11 protein-coding genes and 1 pseudogene are annotated in these 16,256 nt (G+C 61.0%); 9 read left to right on the top strand and 3 right to left on the bottom strand.

What is annotated here, in order from left to right:
- Nucleotides 1-218: 218 nt before the first annotated feature.
- A complete protein-coding gene (locus tag NBZ83_RS00955; RefSeq protein WP_261567198.1) occupies nucleotides 219-1,181 on the top strand; it encodes a DNA-3-methyladenine glycosylase family protein in 963 nt (320 codons plus the stop codon).
- Nucleotides 1,182-1,241: 60 nt separating this feature from the next.
- Here NBZ83_RS00955 and NBZ83_RS00950 read toward each other — a convergent pair.
- From NBZ83_RS00950 to NBZ83_RS34440, 3 genes and pseudogenes are all read right to left on the bottom strand, one after another.
- A pseudogene (locus NBZ83_RS00950) lies at nucleotides 1,242-1,544 on the bottom strand (ISAzo13 family transposase); the annotation flags it as partial.
- 25 nt (nucleotides 1,545-1,569) lie between these two features.
- On the bottom strand, nucleotides 1,570-1,860 hold the full coding sequence (locus tag NBZ83_RS34445) for a transposase (protein WP_498041034.1): 291 nt from the start codon (nucleotides 1,858-1,860) through the stop codon (nucleotides 1,570-1,572).
- A 295-nt stretch (nucleotides 1,861-2,155) separates the two neighbouring features.
- Entirely contained in the window at nucleotides 2,156-2,518 is a 363-nt protein-coding gene (locus NBZ83_RS34440) for a helix-turn-helix domain-containing protein (RefSeq protein WP_498041032.1), read from the bottom strand.
- A 747-nt stretch (nucleotides 2,519-3,265) separates the two neighbouring features.
- Between NBZ83_RS34440 and NBZ83_RS00935 the strand changes: the two genes are divergently transcribed.
- From NBZ83_RS00935 to NBZ83_RS00900, 8 genes are all read left to right on the top strand, one after another.
- The gene (locus NBZ83_RS00935) at nucleotides 3,266-3,550 is read left to right on the top strand and encodes a phosphopantetheine-binding protein (protein ID WP_261570884.1); all 285 of its coding nucleotides are present in this window, start codon (nucleotides 3,266-3,268) and stop codon (nucleotides 3,548-3,550) included.
- A gap of 620 nt (nucleotides 3,551-4,170) precedes the next feature.
- On the top strand, nucleotides 4,171-5,523 hold the full coding sequence (locus tag NBZ83_RS00930; protein WP_261570883.1) for a condensation domain-containing protein: 1,353 nt from the start codon (nucleotides 4,171-4,173) through the stop codon (nucleotides 5,521-5,523).
- Between the two features lie 302 nt (nucleotides 5,524-5,825).
- A complete protein-coding gene (locus tag NBZ83_RS00925; RefSeq protein WP_261570882.1) occupies nucleotides 5,826-7,430 on the top strand; it encodes a class I adenylate-forming enzyme family protein in 1,605 nt (534 codons plus the stop codon).
- Nucleotides 7,431-7,697: 267 nt separating this feature from the next.
- Nucleotides 7,698-9,230, top strand: a complete 1,533-nt coding sequence (locus NBZ83_RS00920; protein WP_261570881.1) for an amino acid adenylation domain-containing protein — start codon at nucleotides 7,698-7,700, stop codon at nucleotides 9,228-9,230.
- A 107-nt stretch (nucleotides 9,231-9,337) separates the two neighbouring features.
- Nucleotides 9,338-10,918, top strand: coding sequence for an MBL fold metallo-hydrolase (locus NBZ83_RS00915; protein WP_261570880.1), 1,581 nt, complete (start codon nucleotides 9,338-9,340; stop codon nucleotides 10,916-10,918).
- A 232-nt stretch (nucleotides 10,919-11,150) separates the two neighbouring features.
- Complete coding sequence (locus NBZ83_RS00910) at nucleotides 11,151-12,476, top strand: MFS transporter (RefSeq protein WP_261574141.1); 1,326 nt, start codon at nucleotides 11,151-11,153, stop codon at nucleotides 12,474-12,476.
- 303 nt (nucleotides 12,477-12,779) lie between these two features.
- Nucleotides 12,780-13,784 carry an NAD(P)-dependent oxidoreductase gene (locus tag NBZ83_RS00905; RefSeq protein ID WP_261568221.1) on the top strand — a complete coding sequence of 335 codons (1,005 nt, stop codon included), beginning with the start codon at nucleotides 12,780-12,782 and terminating at the stop codon, nucleotides 13,782-13,784.
- 149 nt (nucleotides 13,785-13,933) lie between these two features.
- Entirely contained in the window at nucleotides 13,934-15,631 is a 1,698-nt protein-coding gene (locus tag NBZ83_RS00900) for a condensation domain-containing protein (protein ID WP_261568222.1), read from the top strand.
- Nucleotides 15,632-16,256 lie beyond the last annotated feature (625 nt).

The raw sequence follows: 16,256 nt of genomic DNA, 5'->3' as shown, positions 1-16,256 counted from the left end.
ACCATCCACGCTGCCAGCGCGGGACGCCCTGCCGAAACCGCCCGCCGCCCCTCGCAGCGGGTTCCGGCTCACCGCATGGCCGCCGCCGACCTGACGCGCGAGTCCTGTCGAGCTGACAGCGGCCCAACTCATCGGTCAAATGCCAGCCCGCCTCGACCACTGACCACCTGAGATCGAGCCACGTCGGATGAGCCTGACGCACTCGCTATAGTACGAGCATGATTCTGGAGCCGGCAGGTACGACTTTCCTTACCCCCTCTGCACCGTTTCATTTCGACGCGACCTTGTTCAAGCCTTCACACTTTCCGATCGGCTGCCGGATGCACGAGCCCGGCGCATACTGGCAGACTCTCCGATGGCGAGATCAGCTTATGGGCATCAAGATGAGCGACCGCGGCACCCTCAACGAGCCCCGCATCCAGCTCGACCTCTTCGCTAATCGCCCCCTCTCGGCCGACCTGGTAGACGCCTTGGCGGAGGAGCTGGTCTGGCGGTTCGATCTCGATGCCAATCTTGCCGGTTTCATCGAGGCCTGTGGAGACGACCCCGTACTGGCACCCGCTCTGGAGCGTTGGCGCGGGATGCGGGTGGGTTCCAGCTACTCGCTCTACGAGTACTTGGCTGTTGCCATTGTGCTGCAGAACACCACAGTCAGGCGCAGTGTGCAGATGATGCAGGCATTGTTCGACCGCTTCGGGAGCAGGGTCACCTTCGACGATCGTGACCTGTGCGGCTTCTGGCAGCCAGAGGATCTGACATCGGTGTCCGAGGAAGAACTCCGGCAGCTGAAGGTCGGCTATCGCGCAAAGTCCATCAGCCGTATCGCCAAATTCTTTGCCGAGGGTCAAATCGATGCACTGTCCCTGCGTGACCGCGGGCGCGAGGAGACAAAGGACGAGCTGCTGCGCCTGTACGGTGTTGGTCCGGCTTCGGTCTGGTACATTCTCTTCGAGGTGTTTCATCACTATGATGCATTCGATGTCATCTCGCCCTGGGAGCAGAAGATCTACTCGCGGCTCCTCTTCGATTCTGAGCTCGAAGCTGCGGACGTCGTTCTCGAGGAGGTCAGGAAGCGGTGGGGGCCCTGGCGGATGCTAGCTGCGCACTACGTCTTCGAAGACCTTTTCTGGAGGCGTCGCAACCAGTCCGTTCCATGGTTGGAGAAGCTGATTCGACTGTGAGCAGGGCCAGCACCCCTGATAACGGCGGGCCGGGCGACAGGGAGCTGCCGGAAAATTACTTCAGGGTTTGATGTTGCTTTCGTCGATCAGGTTGGTGAGATCCTGCGCGGTCGCTGCGATGATCGGTGCGGGTGGAATGCGCCGGTCGATGCCTGCGAGGACGGAGATCATTTCGTGGATCGCGTCGCCGACGGCGCCGCTGGGTGAGCCCAGCAGCCGGGTGAGCGCCTGGTGCTGGATCTTCCACCGGTGGCGGATCACGGTGACCAGCAGCCGGTCGGACAGCGACAACGGACCGCGGCGCAGGATGCGCTGGCGGGCGGGTAGGTGGTGCAGGCTGATCGGCGGGTGGTCGAGCAGGTACAGATCTTGAATGGTCAGGGTCTTGCTACGGGGGTTGCGGGTTGAGGGCCAGGTCGGTCTGGCCGAGGAAGCCGGTGATGAGGTCGGGGCGGTACTGGATGCGTTTGAGCAGGGTCTTGATCGTTGTGGTGAGTTGGTCGATGGTGAGACGGGTGTGGTTCCCCAGGTCGCGTTTGACGTGTGCCCAGACCCCTTCGACGGGGTTGAGCTCGGGTGCGTAGGCGGGCAGGCGCACCACGGTGAGCCAGTCGGGGTGCGCGGTGAGGAAGGCCCGCATCGCAGCGCTGACGTGGGTGTTGAGGTTGTCCCAGCACAGGATGATCGGGCATGGAGCTGGTGGTGCGCGGCGACGATCAGGGTGGCGTAGTCGTCTTCGGAGAAGCTACGGCGCTCACCTTTACGGCCGTGGTGGGCCAGGACCCGGTAGAACAGCCGGGGCCGCTGGCCGGGCCGGTAGCAGACCACCGCGGCCATGGACACCCGCCCCGAGCCTTTCCCGGACACCCGCACGGTCGGGGTGTGGCCCCGTGGTGCCCAGGTCCGGGCCTTCGGGGGGCGCAGGCTCTGCCCGGCTTCGTCCTCGAAGACGATCCACGCGCCGGTCGTCGCCGCTAGCCTCGTACCTTCGCCCAGGTCTCCGCCCGCCACGCGGCGACTTTCTGATCGTCGCGTTCGGCGGCGCGACGGGCGGGGATCTGGGGGCTGTAGCCCAGGCGGTGCAGCAGATACGAGGTGCCGCGCAGCGTGTAGCGGAGGTGGAAGAGCCGGCCGATCAGCGTGGTCACACGGGCCAAGGTCCAGCGCTGATCGGGCCAGCCGTGCACGGCCGGGCCCCGGGCCAGTTCCGCGTGCAGCCGGTCGAGCTGACGCTCCGACAGTCGGCACGACGCGCCGCTCGGCCCGCGTGAGGCCAGCGCCGCCTGCCCACCGGCCTGCCAGCGTCGCTTCCACTGGTAGGCCGACTTCGTACTCACCCGCAACTGCCCGGCCACCTCCACCGGGTCGACACCCGCGGCGAACAGGCCCGCGGCCTACAACCGGACCGCTTCCCGGCGGGCCCGGCCCTGCGCCGTTAACCCGCCGCCATCCGCATACCTCATGCCTGCGGTAAGGCCGGATCGCGGTCAGGTCATACCCGGACAGACCAGATGTGATCAAGCAGACCCCGAACGTTCAAGCTCTGTACCAGCGACCACCGCGCCCGCGTACATACTCGGATGCAAGCGATGGCGCAACCGAACATGCTCTACATCATAGTGGTCCGGCGATTCCCGGGACTCCGCCCATCGTCCGGACCCGAACGCTCCGCATGGCCCCCACGTTCCCCATCGGTGCCCTCCCGGCGGCATCACTCACCGTAACTTTATGCTTGCTCGCGCGAGGTCCGCCGCAGAGCGTAGGCCCCCAGGTTGGGACCACCTTATGTCCTCCGGCCATACCCAGAAATAAATAAGCAATAAAAGCGCACAGTTACATCTAGGGGATCGGTGCCATCCCTGAACCCCTGACTCATGCCTCTGGATGGAAGCTCGGCGATACCCGCTGAGTGTCAATCGGCCCACTTGACAGACCAACCACTGCTGGAGCAGCATACCTCTCGGAGCTGATCTCCCTGGCTCCAAGAATGTGAAAGGTGTTGCCGGTGCCGATGTCATGTGATCTGATGGTGATTTCCGTAGCCTATCCCAACGAGATCACCGTCTATCCGCTCCGTGCGGCACATGACGCCTGAGTCTGCCGCATCACGAGACAACGCTGGCATCGACCTTGGCGTCGAGACCGCCATAGCGTTGGTCACCGATATCTGCGCCAAGGTCATTGGAAAAACCGCCGACCCAGGCCTAGGGTTTATCGAGAACGGGGGTGATTCCCTCGGTGCTGTGCGTGCCGCTCAGCTGATAGGCCGGTCCTTTACGCGGGACGAGCCAATCGAATTCGATTACGTCGATCTACTGGAGTGCCCGTCCCTGGTCGAAGTGGCGACCTTGATTGTCCGGCTGCAGTAGGGCAGACCCGTTCACTAAGTGGACGTAGGCCGGCCTGTCGACAGCTGGCGGCGCCAGGCCATCCGGCCGCGGGACGTCTGCAGCATACCGCTGGAGACAAAGAGAAAGCCCGCGGTGGTAGTCAGGTGCGACGCTGGCAACAGACAGTGCCGAAGCGCCCCGGTTGCCCCATGCCGACCAGCTGGAGAGGCTGCTCGATGAGTCCAGTTCGGGGCGATCGAGAGTTCCTCGGGTGCCTGAGTCATCTGCAGCGGGATGAAGCCAGTATGGCCGCCGTCGATTCCACGCGCCGCGTGGTCGTCACAGCCGAAGGGGACCACCACACGAGGGCCAGGACGCCAGCCACAAGAATTCCAGTCCGTCGGTCGGGGCGAAGAGTGTAGCCGGGGACGGTCAAGACTTCGCTGTAAACCACCGGAATCCTGCTGGCTGGCGGACCGCCGGTCGCCAATATTCCAGCAGTGTGAAGAGGCTCGCCCATCTGAGGTGTTCGCAGATCGCAAGGAAACACCAATATCCGCCTTAAATACATACCACATAATATGGCCGGAAGCTGCGCCAGAAAGCCGCCTCAGGTGCTACAAGGCTGCAGCAGAAAACCAGTTCTCCAGGGGATCCAGATGCTCACGGAACCGCTTCCTCCCAAGGCACTCTCGGTCGGCCAGGAGGCCCTTTGGATGGAAAACCAGAAAAAATCGGACGAGCCCTGGTACAACATCCCGTCGGCGCTTCGGCTCCACGGAAACGTTCGGGTTAAGGAGCTCGAGAAGGCCGTGCAGAGAGTCGCCCACCAATATCCAGGGCTGACGGCAACATACCGACTGGGCAAGGGCGGTCTAGCCCGCTATGATCGAAACACTGTCCAGCCCCCGTTTTACGTCGAGAATGTGGCAGGAGTATCGGAGGACGAGGTAAACCGAAAGGTAGCCGAGGCCACCAGGCTGCCGTTCAACCTCAACACTACGGGTCCCCTGCGCGTGCACGTATTCGTGCATGCACCCGAGGATGTGACACTTCTGGTCACAGTGCACCACATTAGTAGCGACTTTCGCTCCCAGAGTGTCCTGCTGCAACGCATTATCGACGAGTACATTGGCCGGCAGGGGATCCTCTATCCTAGGCCCATCGAACATGACCGATACATTGCCAAGGAAAACTCGCTACTGTCGTCCGCCCGTCGAGAAGAGCTTGAGAGATTCTGGTCTCAGGAGCTCGACGGCGCCGACCAGGCAGCGACGATCCCGCTGGATGTGCCGCGATCAGAATCGACCGGATACCTCGGAGCATGGCTTGAGGAAACTTTTCCTATGCCCACCTGGACAGAACTGGTCAGAATCGCCAGAGCCCACAACTCCACGGTCTTTACCGTATTATCGGCCGCCCACTCCATACTGGTGTGGAAGTGGTCCGGTGCCGCCGACTTCGTGGTCGTTACCCCTTTGACTCGACGCGTCACACAGGAAAGCCAGTATTTGGTGGGGTACCTGGTGAACCCAATTGCTATCCGATCAAGAATAGCTCCAGAACTATCATTCGGTGAGCTCCTGGAACGGCAACGGCAGACGCTCCTATCCGCCTACCGCCATGGCAGTTATCCGTTTGCGCTGTTACCATCCTGCGTCTCGCTCTCCCGCCGGGACGGCCAACCCATCCTTGGCCAGACCGCACTCAATCTCGAGGTCTGCGAATCCGATCTTCCGGTAGCTGACCTCTGGGCCGCCGGCGACAGCACGCGGACCTTGCGATACGACGATTTGGAGATACGGGCCAGAAGCACACCGCACCACGCGGGCACATTTGACCTCACCGTCAAGGTGATTCGATCAGGGGCCTCTACGCGGATCATATGGATCTACGACACCGCACTTTTCCACACCAGCACAATCAGAACAAAGGCGAGGGAGTACCTGGGTACCTTACAACAGGTTGCGGCGGATCCAGACGTTGTCGTCGCCGATCTCGCAAGGGCTTAGCGTGACGAAACCAGGACGAACAAGGTGGCGTCTTTCGGCCCGCCACTCGCGCCCCGCAGTCTTTCGCCTGCGCTATCGGGCTCTACGTCCAACTGGCCGGCGGCGGTACCGTGTCCTGAACCGCAGCCATCCTCTGCTGTCGACATGCAACAACGGCCGGGCCGTGGAGCGCAGCACTCACCACCGTCTCGGCGCCGTCGTTTGCACTCGGCCGGCAGACCCGCCAGCGGGAAGGACAGAGGACAAAGGATCTTAGTTTGGTCCGAGGCAGAGTGGAACCACGATGCCAGTGACGTCGAGTCATGGCCACCAGCAACGCCGCCCGCTGCACCGCCAAGTCCGGAGTACTGCCAAGACAGGGAGATCCACAAATGGCATCCGAGGCGCCCAATGCCGGCGGACGGCGCATTCAGGCCGACGCTCGCACCAGCCTCCTCTCTTATCTGGATGACGGACGCCCACTTGCTATCGACGAATCCGGCAGACGGGTTGATCGCAATGAGTTTGACCACCTGGTCGGGGCGATTGCCGAATTAGTTTACTACGCCGCGGCTACAAGCCAGCAGCCTTCCAGGGTCGCCGTCTGCATACCCACATCAGTGGCCTATCTCGCATCAGTGATCTCGGTCTGGAAGGCCGACGGGATAGGATTCACCATCGGCCAGGACACCACCGCCGCCGAGCTTGAACGGCTCCTCGACAAAGTTCAACCGAGTGTTCTGATCCACGCACGAGGAGACGCTCGCTATGCCGGGCACGGGATCGTGGTCGGCGAGGTCGATGCCCTTGGGCGTCCGATCGTGGTCAGGCATCTCGACGGTACACGAAAGCCACTCCCACTATCGCCGGATGACGCCTGGCTCGCCGGGACCAGTGGTTCCACGGGCGAATCTCGTCATGCGGTCCTGACCTTCACGGCCCTCGAACACAATATTCGGTCGACTGCGGAACTGCTGCAACTGGGACCCGCCGATCGGGTAGCAGTGTTCACCAAGTCGCAGTTCACCTACGCGATGGTCCAGATGACCTCCGCCCTGGCTGCCGGATGTGACCTGGCGATATGGAGCCATGGAGTCGGTACGGGTAAGAGCCTATGGAGATATCTAGAGGATGTGCGAGCGACCGGTATATCCGCAAACCCCACAGCGTTCTCGATGCTCCTCAGACGGGTCAGTACCAGAAGCCAGGCGCCTATGCGCTACGTGATGACCGCAGGACAGGCGCTTCCTCATCGCCTGGTGGGCGAGATCCGTCAGGCGTTCCCGCAGGCGGTCCTGATAAACGCATATGGATGCACCGAGAACACCAATAGGATTGCGTGGTCGGCGGTGTCAAGCAGCCAGGTTTCACCCGATCAGCCGATTCCTGTGGGCCGCACGATCCCGGGGGTCGAGATCGTCATTGGAGATCGTCCTCCCCACACGGGAGAAGTGGGAGTATCCGGGAGCAGCCTCATGCGAGGATATCTCGATGACCTGCGGACGCCCGACGACAGGATTGCCCGGCTCTGGACCGGCGATCTCGGATTTGTCAACAAGGCGGGCGAACTGGTCCTGACCGGGAGGGTCAAAACGGTCATCAACGTGGCCAACGAGCCCGTCTCGCCGGAGGAAGTCGAACGGCTCGCACTCACCGTGGACGACGTCTCCGAATGCGCTGTCGGCGGCGTGGAACACGACCTACTGGGAGAGGTTCCGTACGCACTCTTGAGTCTGAAGCCCCCGGGAGGTGACAGCGAACAGGTGGTCGCTCGGGTGCAGAATCTATGGAAAACTGCACTGAGCCCGACAAAGCGGCCACTACAGGTGCGAGTCGTCGCCGATTCGGAAATCCCTCGGACACAATATGGAAAGATCGATCGAAGACGTCTCAAGGAGCTGCTCAACGAGCGCAGTGAAGGTATGTGAACAAGGTTCGGTCACATGGCCGGCCCCGGCAGGCCATCTTCTGACCTCATCTCGAGTGGTCGGCGGCGAAGGCAGCGGCAAGCTCGTGGTGGCCTTCTTCCTTTGAGGGCAGTCCGGCAGTCGAACCCGGTGGCAATCGCCGCTCGGCCGGCCTCCAGCAGGCTGCCGCCAGCCCGGAGGGGCAGCGGAGATATTTCCTCCGAACACCGGCTGCCATGCTGTCCCCTGCCCCTACGGTCAATGGTGAAACACAGGAGGGAGATACCGGTGAACAAGCCCGTCGAGCCAGGCGATGCGTCTCCGCTCGGAGTCGCAGTGGAAAAATACGCCTCCACCACGCCGGATGCGCTGGCAGTCGTGGACGGTGAGGTCCGCCTGAATTACCGCCAGGTTCACCGGAAGGTCAGCGAGCTCCGAGAGCTCCTGGGTGATCTCGACCTGCGACCGAACTCGGTCATCGGTATCAGCCTGCGGCGCTCGTGGCGAATCCCGATCGCGATCGCGGCCGTCCTCAGCCACGGCTGCACATATGTTCCGCTCGACCCGAATTATCCGGACGAGCGCCTCGCTTTCATGGCTCGGGACAGCGGGGTCGAGGCCGTGATTGTCGACGCCGATGGTGTGGTGGCCGACGGGAATCTGGACGTACCCACCATCTCGATGGAAAGCCTGATCCAGGACAAGGAGCCGCGATTTACCCTACCTATTGCCAGGGCCGCCGAAGCCGGCTATATCATCTATACATCAGGCTCGACCGGTGTGCCGAAGGGAGTGCGGGTAGCGGAGCGTGGCGTGACGCAATTATTCACGTCGGCCCGGGAGTATGTCGAGTTCACGTCGATGGACGTCTGGATCCAGCTCCATAGCTACAGCTTCGACTTCTCGGTCTGGGAGATTTGGGGGGCACTTCTGCACGGGGGCCGGCTTGTTGTGCCGACGGATTCTCAGACGGCGGATCCGAAGATTCTATTGAAGCTGCTTGGCCTGGAAAGGGTGACGGTCCTGTGCCAGATACCCAGCGCGTTTCGCTATCTCGTGCAGGCATACGGCGCGGAGCCGGTGCAGCTGTCTTTGAGATATCTGTTCCTGGGCGGCGAGCCTCTGGATGTTGAGAGCCTGCAGCGCTGGACCGCGCTGAGACCCGGACAGGAGCAGATTTTCAATCTCTACGGAGTCACCGAGACCACGATCGTGACTACCGCGGCTCGCATCGAAGCCGATGACCTGCGGCCGGGCGTGAGCGAGCCCCGGATCGGTAAACCGCTTGCGCATCTCAGCGTAAAACTCGTGAACGAGATCGGCAGGGTCATACCCGTGGGATCAACGGGCGAGATATATATTGCGGGTAGCGGGGTCGCGCTCGGCTACCAAGGTAGGCCTGATCTGACAGCGGAGCGATTCCCAGTGCTCGACCTGGGCGAAGGGCCGAAACGCTACTATCGGAGCGGTGATCTGGCCAGAATGCTACCTAATGGAGATCTGATCTATCTTGGCCGAGCGGACGAGCAGGTCAAGATTAGAGGGTACAGAATAGAGTTGCATGAAATTGACGAGGTAATCTCTTGCGTGCATGAGGTATCTGCAGTGGCAACGGTCATGACCAAAGACCGATACGGAGATCCGATGCTCGTGAGCTACTACGAGAAGCGCGCCGGTGCTGACGTCTCCTCGGCCGGCCTGCGAGATGCGTGCGAAGAACGCCTCCCTGCCTATATGATCCCCCAGAAGTTCATTGCGATCGGCTCGCTGCCTCGTACGCCGAGCGGCAAAATCGACCGCAACAGTCTGGTGAGGCGCTAGCAAGGATAGAACGAGGCGCTTCGATTCCCGACCCGCCAGACGTGTTCCATGAGAAAGCCTCCTAGTCTTCGGTGCTACAGCCAACTTGACCCGAAGGAGAGTGTGCCATGGATTCTCCGATGTTCCTGCGTTCCAATGTTATTGTCGAACCGCTCGTTGATCGATTTTATGCCTGGCTTCATACACTGGCGCCCGTGCAGGCCGCCATGAATTTGGCGAACCTTCAGATCCCGCTGCTCGAGTCATATCTGGAGGCGCCGCCGATTCACCTGGCAGCTAGCAGGAATCCAGCGCTCCGAGGCGGATACTTCGTCAACATCGAAGCTGATCGCGCTGGCGAAGTCCGCGACCTGACCGAGAAGATTAAACGCGAGCGAGTGCGGATGGTTCGCTTCGCCGAAGCCGTCTCCCAGGCTCAAGATCTACTTCGAGAGGAAGCTGACGGATATGATCTGACACCACTGTACGCGAAGCTCCCAGCCGAACTCAGGGGCGTTACAGAACTGTTCTATGACACTGACAACCGCGCAGCACTGCGCTTCATCGAGCCGCTGATCTACGGTGGCAACTCCCATCTGCAGTCCCGACAGTCGGTTCAGCTCTCACTCGATCCGTCCGAAGAGCGTCCGTTCATCCTCAGTACGCCTCGGCTCCCGTCACCTGACGTCCTTGAGCTAGAGATCCCGTTTCATCACCCGGGTTTGGAGACCCTATTCAAGGCCAGGGTCCACCCCACCGCGCCGTCCGTGCTTAGGGAGTTGCTAGAGCTGGATGACAGCCAGGCAAAGCAGCTTGTCACACTCCTGAATGATCGGCCGAACCTGGCATCGGATCGGCATATCAAATCTGGTGGCAGAATACGTTATTTCGGTCATGCGTGCCTGGTCGTACAGACTCCCGACTCGGCGATTGTTACCGATCCCTTCATAAGCGCGGACGGATCTCGCGGAGACCGGTACACCTTCGACGATCTTCCGGATTACATCGACCTGGTCCTGATAAGCCATGGCCATCAGGACCACCTGGTGCTGGAGACACTGTTCCAGCTGAAGGGGCGCGTCGGAGCGATTGTCGTACCACGTTCTTCCCGAGGAGGCATTGCGGACCCATCAATCGGCCTGATGCTGAAGAGCATCGGCTTTCCGGTTGTCGAAGTGGACGACTTTGACGAGATTCCCATCTCGGGCGGTACGGTTACTGCAACACCCTTTCTGGGCGAGCACTGCGACCTGGACATTCGTGGGAAGTCTACTTACCGGGTGGATCTAGGAGCCCGTTCGGTGTTCGTCGGTGCGGACTCCTCGGGTGTCGACAGGATGGTATACCGCTATATTCGCCAACACCTCGGTGCTGTCGACTATGCATTCCTCGGAATGGAATGCGACGGCGCCCCGCTGACCTGGCTCTACCAAGCCCTTCTCACGAGGCCGATGGCTCGCGAGAAGAGTGACTCCCGTAAGCTATCTGGCTCGAACGCGGAGCAGGCAGCCTCGATTGCGAGTGAGCTGGGAGCCAAGGAGTCGTATGTGTATGCGATGGGCGAGGAGCCCTGGCTAGGACACATCATGGCCACGACATATAACGAAAACTCTTATCAGCTCAGGGAGGTAGCGGACTTCATCGAATGGTGTAGTGAGCAGGGAATAAAGGCCACACATCTCTTTGGCCGACAGGAGTGGCGCTGGTGACAGCGGTGGCATCCTGGCGCCGCTCTGATCATCCGCTGCCTTCGTCCGCGGGGCCCGGGTCCGCGTCATCACCTACTCTGAGCGCTGCCAGATCGGCGGTGTCCGGTCACCGGGTGTCCGACTGGATAGCTGTTGGTTCCGCAGGGCACCATGACCCGCCGATGGAGTCTGAAACTCCAGCCTGACCTCCATCGTCCCTCTTATCGACAGCCGATCGGAGCAGCCAGTCGAGATGTCCCCGCGGCTGACGGATCCGGAACACTACCCCACAAGGACTTGCAGAAATATGCCGGCGTTACACCTGAGAGACTCACCGAAGCTCCAGCAGAGGAGCGCCCTCGGCCCGGGCTTCTCCAGCGTCTGGACCGCATTCACGATATCTGCGCTGGGCAGCGGGGCAGCGGCTGCTGCCCTGCCGCTTGTCGGTGCGTCCCTTAGCCATGACCCACGGGTGGTGTCTGGACTTACTGTGGCGGCGGGCCTACCCTGGTTATGTACCGGCCTGTTTGCCGGAGTGCTCGTAGATCGAAGTGACCGTGCGCGTCTGATGGTCCTGACGGATATCATACGTGGTGTTCTTGCCGCCATAATCGCTGTGTTCGTGATGCTGGGCGAAGCTCAGATCTGGATGCTGTACATCGTGTGTCTTGGCATGGGCGTCGCCGAGACTGTCTTCGACAATGCCAGCCAGGCGCTCCTTCCGGACCTGGTAGAATCCCGAGGCCTCGAGGCCGCAAATAGTCGGACCGGTTTCTCAGATTCGGTCGGAAAACGCTTTATCGGCCCTCTGATAGGGTCGGCGATTTTTGCGGTGGCCGCATCTGCGCCCTTCTGGATCGATAGCGCCTCCTTCCTATTCTCGGTGGCCCTTCTGATAGTTGCCAGACGGTATACCAGTCCGTTCATTGCAACTCCTGGAGAGCAGGGCAAGTCGGTCTTCCGCGATATAGGAGTGGGATTTCAATGGCTCTGGAGGCACCGAATCTTCGCCAGGCTGGCAGCCTTGGTCGGAATACTCAACCTATTTACCAACTTCAGTATTCCCACCCTCGTCCTTTTTTCTGAGGACTATCTTCATCTGAGTCAGCTTGGATACGGCATGCTGCTCGCCTGCTTCGCGGTTGGAGGTCTTCTAGGCATTTTTCTCACTCCGTTAGTCACGGGACGTCTTGGCGTCAAGGAGTGTATTGTTCTCTCGGTTGTTGTCAACGGACTAACGCAACTCCTAATCGGCTTCAGTCGCTCCGCTCTGATAGTCGCCGGTCTGATTATCCTGTGTAGCTGCGCTGGCTTGATATGGAACACGGTGACGATATCGCTAAGGCAGCGTATGGTGCCAACCTCGTTGCTGGGGCGTGTAAACAGTGTCTACCGTACGATTGCCTGGGCGACGATCCCGATCGGTGCGCTTGCTGGCGGAGCAATGGCGCATGCCTGGGGACTGCGCGTCACGTGGCTGGCCGGAGGCATCGGCATCCTCCTGGCAGGCGTACTCCTTCTTCCGGGAATCTGGCGGGATATCGGCAAGACAGTTATGGAGGACAGCGTACCGCTCTGAGGGCATCGCATCCACGGGCAGTAAGGCTGTTCAGCCGGCCAATGCGCCGTCGAAGCTGAATGGTAGTGGCTGCGCAGATTCCCACAAGTTTTCCAGTTCGTGATCAGGGAAGCCGGCGCGCCTTAGGTCCAAATCTTAATCGGAGATGCCCAGCATGGGATGCCGACATTGTCTTCGGTGTAGATTCATGTCTATCTCGTGGATGGAGGGAAGTTGAATTCCCCGATGCCAGACTTCTCGCCTGGTCACGCCTGGCCAGACCGCCAGAAAAGATTCCTCGCGGCACCCCCGATGACGAGAGGCGTGCTCCCGAACACGAACGGGGCGGTACGGGAATACGGGCCGAGCGAGAGGTCTCCGCGCCTAGACGCGCGTGTCGTCACAACCTCACAGATCGTCCTTCCGGCGGAATATGAGAATTTCTTCGACCTGGTTTTCGATGCTACTGCGGCCAGGAGCGAGCAGGCGCTTGCAAAGGCGTTGCAGGATGCCGACGCCGCCATCGTTGGGAACGATACCAGGATTGGCGCTGCCGCAATCGGTGGGGCGCACAGGCTGCAAGTAATAGGTCGCCTGGGCGTGGGTCTGGACAACATAGACCTCGCTGCGGCGAGCGAGGCCGGCATCTCCGTGGTCCACGCGCCAGGAGCCAACGCGTCATCGGTGGCCGAGTACTGCCTCGCTCAGCTGATCTCGGCCGTCCGATGCCTTCCCGAGGCAGCGCTCGCCGGAGCAGCGGGCCAATGGGCAGCGGCTCCCCGCCTCGGACGAGAACTGTCCGAGCTCACGGTAGGACTGGTTGGCTTTGGCGCCGTCTCAAGGTCTCTCGCGGAGCTTCTCGAGGGACCAGTAGGAACGCTTCTTGTGTATACGCGAAGCCCGGAACAGGTTCGAAGGCGCGGGCTTCAGGCGGTTTCGAGCCTGTTAGAGCTAGCCAGGGATTGCGATGTCATTTCCCTGCACCTGCCCGCGACTCCGGACACCAGGCTCCTAATTGGTGAAAAATTCTTCACGGAGCTTAAGCCGGGCGCTGTCCTACTTAACACCGGCCGCGGCTCGGTCATCGACGAGGTTGCCCTCCTAAACGCGCTGGAAACCGGTCGTGTTGCCTCTGCTGTACTCGATGTGAGGGCGTCCGAACCGGCTTCCTCGGATGCCCTCTCCACGCATCCCAGAGTTGTTGCAACTCCTCATGTCGGAGCTCTCACCCTGGCCGCCCGGCGACGGGTGGTGCATACAGTCGTGGGTGATGTAGTCAGCGTGCTCACCGGCCGCATGCCTCGTTTTCCCGCCTTCCCGCTACCGTAATGCTTCTCCCGTTCGGCCTGGCGTGAGGGCCATCGGCAGTGCCGGCCTGCTTTTCTGGCGAACGAGGAGGTGCCGAACCACAGTGTTCGCCGTCCGCCAGAGTCGTGGTCTAGCTATTACAGTTCGACAATGATTATTGTCAGGAATCGATGCGCGAGGAGAAGGCAGTTATGACATCCACGGATCTGTCGACCCGGGTGAGAAACAGGGAAGCGGTGATCGAGATCTGGCGAACGGTCCTAGATCTGGACGGCTCCGAGATCTCAGACGAGGACCACTTCTTCAGGCTCGGCGGTCATTCACTGCTGATGATTCGTATGATCCATCTTCTCAACGAGGCGATGGGCGTGGAGATCGAAGTACAAGATGTATCTTCCCAGCCAACTGTTGGTGCTATCGTAGAGCTTCTTGAGAGGACTTCTCGGAGCGAGAGGACGCCTGCTTCGGTAGAGGGCACACCGACTGATCCACCGTTCTTTCCACTGCTCCCCGCGCAAGTGCTGCGAGCTGCCAAGATACGCAGTCGGCCCTCAACTGGCCAGGCCGGCCCCCACGAGAACTACGCTGCCGCTTTCCGCCTTCACGGCCACTTTGATTCGGAAGTCCTCAGGAAAGCTGTTTGGCGGGTCCTGGAGCGGCATGATGCGCTGCGCGTACGCGTGTCTCCCGACGGCCTCAGCGGTTCGGTCGCTGCGATTGGCACCGTGGATCCCGTGTCGGAGGTCAACCTTCGACATCGGGATATCCTGGACCTTCTCCTGGCGATCAGAGGAGAGGTCCTGCGAGCCTTTGATCTCGATTCCGGACTGCTCCTGCGTACCACTCTGTTCAGGCTCTCGTCGGACGAATCGATACTCACAATCGTCGCCAGCAGTTTTGCCTGGGACGGCTGGGCTTCGCGTGAAATTTTCGTCAGGGACCTGTCCGCGGAATATGCTGCGATGGTTTCCGACGACCACCGTGCGGACTTGGCAGCCCCATCCAGCTTCGCTCGGTATTGTATCGAGCGTGCCCATCGCCATGACCCAGCGCGAGAGGCGGAGCTCTGGAGCTATTGGCTGGAGGTGCTCCGTGGCATCGGGCCTGTGCCCGAGTTTCGTGTCCCTGGATCCGCTCCTGTGCCGCCGATATCCGACTCGAGGGCGAGCGCGCGGATATTCCGCAAGGTGGCGCCGGATGTGGTACAGGACCTGCGGCGTGCGGAACGTTCGACCACGCTTTTCACCATCGGCATCGCGGCAATTTTCCTCCTACTACATCAGTACTATGGTGACGGAAAGGTCGGGGTGCTCGCCCCGAGTGGAAATCGGACGGCGCGTGGCAGCGAACAAATAGTCGGGCCTTTCGCGCACTTCATCGTCCTGGTCGCCGAAATTCCACCAGGCGCGACTGTGGGTACAGTACTTCGGCTTGCGCAGGAATCCACTGCGGAGGCTCAGCGTCATGCTGGTATCTCTCATGAGGAGCTGGTGGCCCGCCTGCTGCCTGACGTGAGTGCAGGCGCTGATGGGTGGCCGGTGCGCACGGCAACGTTCGCGGTCGAGTTCGAGAGCCGATCCACCCCCCTCCTCGGCAATCTGCAGGCGATACCTGAGCCGATAGCGGGCCAGCAGCTCGAGAACATCTCCCTCTGGCTGGTCCGGAAGGGCTCCACCGATTCTGAAGTGTCGATCGAGGTGGCCGCGCAGTATGATCTGAGCTGGCTCCAGCCGAATGAGATCGAGGATCTTATGGCCGATTTCGAGACGGCCCTGGAGTACCTTGTGAGAGCGCCCGACGTGAAGGCTAGCGAGGTCTCCCTGCGGCTCGTCCGTGGTGATGGTGGCGCCGCAGGGAGGGTTGACTAGATCCCCTGGATGAGTTGAGCACAGGCCCCGGCTCGTCGGACTTCACCGCGAGCATGCGGAATCCGCGGGAACCACGCCTGTCACCTGTGCGTGCAGCGGCCGCCGGGCGCCGATGGTCTGGTTCCAGCGAATACCGCACGCGGACCCGCGGGCAGATGACACCGGCGTGGTAAAGTGCCAGCCGCGATCGAGGTGACCTGACACAGAACCGGGCCAGATCCAGATAGTGGGACCGGGTCTGGTTCGTCGGGCGGCACCAGGTCGTGTGAGAGAACCACGAATAGCGATATGTGACGCTCGTATTTCAGCCGCTCTCGGCTGACCTGATCTTCGTGATCTTTCCTGCTAAACACGTTCAGTTCGCGCTAAAGATGGCTGATCAAGAAACTCGCTGGTCTCCCGAGGTAATACTGCAGGTCGTGGAGGGCGCAAAGTCACCATGAGGCGCCCTGAAGGCGGCCCACAACACAAAGTTGACATACACGAGTTGGTTGACATCTAGACATACGCTGACCAAAGTTGTGAACATGTCCTTCCATCGGTAAACGTCTGATTCCGTGCCATGGATGCCGCAGCACTGCAAGGGACTCGACGTATCTTTGCAGGCAAAGCGGGGCACCTAGTT

Source organism: Frankia gtarii (assembly GCF_025403375.1).
Lineage (GTDB): Bacteria > Actinomycetota > Actinomycetes > Frankiales > Frankiaceae > Frankia > Frankia gtarii.
This window is presented reverse-complemented; position numbering and strand designations above follow the sequence as displayed.